Raw genomic sequence first — 2076 nt, 5'->3', positions numbered from 1 at the left:
CACCAGGTCGCCGAGGACCGAGGCCGTCGCGGCGGACAGGATCAGGGCCAGGATGTCCGGCACCTCGTGCGCGACCTGGCCGGCCGCGCCGGTGCCCGCAGCCGCCGCCGTGCCCGCCGTGATGACCAGCACTCCGCTGGGCAGCACCGGCAGGAACACATCAAGCAGGACCGAGACGGCCACCACGGCGTAGATCCATGGACCGGCCGCTAGCGACCCCACGCTTTCCCACACGACGACTCCCGACATTCCCCCGTTGACGGCTGTACAGCGTACGCGGCGGGTGTGACAGGAGATGCGTGGGGGTTCCCGAGTCGATCACGGTACGTGCACGGGCGGCCGGTCACCCGAGGTGCGCCGGCCGCCCGTACGTGGTGTGACTCAGACCGCCACCGCGGTCTGCTCGGCCGCGCCGGCCTCGTCCCGCGCCGGGCGCCGGGCGAGGAGGCGGTCCAGGCCGAAGGCGCCGGAGCCGGTGAACACCAGCAGCAGGAACGACCAGCAGAACAGCACCGGCAGCTCGCCGCCGTTCTGTATCGGCCACAGCGCGAGCCGCTGGTGGACGTCGAAGTAGGCGTAGGCCATGGAGCCCGAGGCGATCAGCGCGGCCCCGCGGGTGCCGAGGCCCAGCAGGACCAGGGCACCGGCGACGAGCTGGATGACGGCCGCGTACCAGCCGGGCCAGGTGCCGGCCGCGATGGTGCCGCCGTTGGTGCCGGCGGCACCGCCGAGGACGCCGAACAGGGAAGCGGCACCGTGCACGGCGAAGAGCAGGCCGACGACGATGCGGAAGAGCCCCAGGACGTAGGGCTGAGCGGAATTGAGACGAGCGGACATGTGGGGACGACTCCTCTTCGGTGTCTGTCGGGCCGGCCGGGGACGAGGCCGGCTGTGGGGAGGGGAACCGAATCAAGCCAAGGTTAGGGGTACCTAATCAGTACTTGCAAGTTCAACATCTGGCCAACGGTGGCCCGTCCCATCCGCCCCTTCGACCCCTCCGTCACCGTCCGTGATCACCTTGGTCCCGCTCGTCCCCGCACCTCCAGCGAGCCCAGGAGTTCCGCGGTGGCGCGGGCGACGGCGTCCACCGCCGCGTCGAAGGCCTCGCGGTTGTGGGCGGCGGGGGCCCTGAAGCCCGAAACCTTTCGGACGTACTGCAACGCGGCCGCGCGGATGTCGTCGTCCGTGGCCTCACCTGGCAGCACGGGCGGGCGCAGCGTCTTGATGCTCCGGCACATGTCCCCAGTCTCGCGCCGCCCGCCGCGCCCTGCGATGATCACCGCGAAGGCGGCCACCGACTCCCGGGGCCGACCGTCGAAGGGAACGACTCCATGACGCATCCGCTCTCCGTGGCCGTCCTCGGCCCCGGCGGCACCGGCGGCCTGCTCGCCGCCCTGCTGTCCCGTTCCGGCCATCGCGTGCTCTGCCTGGCCCGTGCGGAAACGGCCGAAAAGCTGCGCCGCGACGGCATCACCGTCCGCAGTCCGCAGTTCGGCGACTTCACCGCCGCCGTCGACGCGGACACCGAACTGCGCGCACCGGTGGACGTCTGCCTGGTCGCCGTCAAGCACACCGCGCTCGGCGCCGCCCTCACCCGGGTCCCGCCCGCCGCGCTCGGCGACGCCCTGCTCGTCCCGCTGCTGAACGGCGTCGAACACCCCGCCGTCCTGCGCGAGCGCTACCGCCCGGACCGGGTCGCCCCGGCCGTGATCCGCGTGGAGTCCACCCGCGTCGCACCGGGCGTGATCGAACACGGCAGCCCGTTCACCGAGCTCGACCTGGCCGGGGACGCCGTGCCCCGCGCCCGGCTGGAGGCACTGGCCGTCCTGCTCACGCGGTGCGGTACGACGGCGCGGGTGGCCGGGGACGAGTCGGCGGCGCTGTGGGCCAAGATGGCCTTCCTCGCCCCGTTCGCCCTGCTCACCACCCGGTACGGCGTTCCCCTCGGCACCGTTCGCACCCGGCACCGCGCCGAGCTGGAGGCGCTGGTCGCCGAGACGGCGGCGGTCGGCCGGGCCTGCGGCGCGCCGGCCGATCCGGTGCGGGCCCTCGCCCGGTACGACGCCTTCCCGGCCG

The 2076-nt window shown here is 73.4% G+C and carries 3 protein-coding genes and 1 pseudogene; 1 reads left to right on the top strand and 3 read right to left on the bottom strand.

Features of this window, described 5'->3' with window-relative positions; genetic code table 11:
• From H5J33_RS32580 to H5J33_RS32570, 3 genes and pseudogenes are all read right to left on the bottom strand, one after another.
• Nucleotides 1-234: pseudogene (locus H5J33_RS32580) on the bottom strand (hypothetical protein); the annotation flags it as partial.
• Nucleotides 235-381: 147 nt separating this feature from the next.
• The gene (locus H5J33_RS32575; protein WP_181798322.1) at nucleotides 382-837 is read right to left on the bottom strand and encodes a DoxX family protein; all 456 of its coding nucleotides are present in this window, start codon (nucleotides 835-837) and stop codon (nucleotides 382-384) included.
• Nucleotides 838-1013: 176 nt separating this feature from the next.
• Nucleotides 1014-1238 (bottom strand): DUF2277 family protein, encoded by a 225-nt coding sequence (locus H5J33_RS32570; protein WP_181798321.1) that lies wholly within the window; start codon nucleotides 1236-1238, stop codon nucleotides 1014-1016.
• Nucleotides 1239-1331: 93 nt separating this feature from the next.
• Between H5J33_RS32570 and H5J33_RS32565 the strand changes: the two genes are divergently transcribed.
• Nucleotides 1332-2076, top strand: a 745-nt coding sequence (locus tag H5J33_RS32565) for a ketopantoate reductase family protein (protein ID WP_181798320.1), incomplete at its 3' end; no start/stop codon positions are given.

It is taken from the genome of Streptomyces sp. WELS2 (assembly GCF_013870595.1).
In the GTDB taxonomy this organism is placed as follows: Bacteria; Actinomycetota; Actinomycetes; order Streptomycetales; family Streptomycetaceae; genus Streptomyces.
The sequence above is the reverse complement of the archived record's forward strand: the minus strand, read 5'-3'. Positions and strand labels throughout refer to the sequence as shown.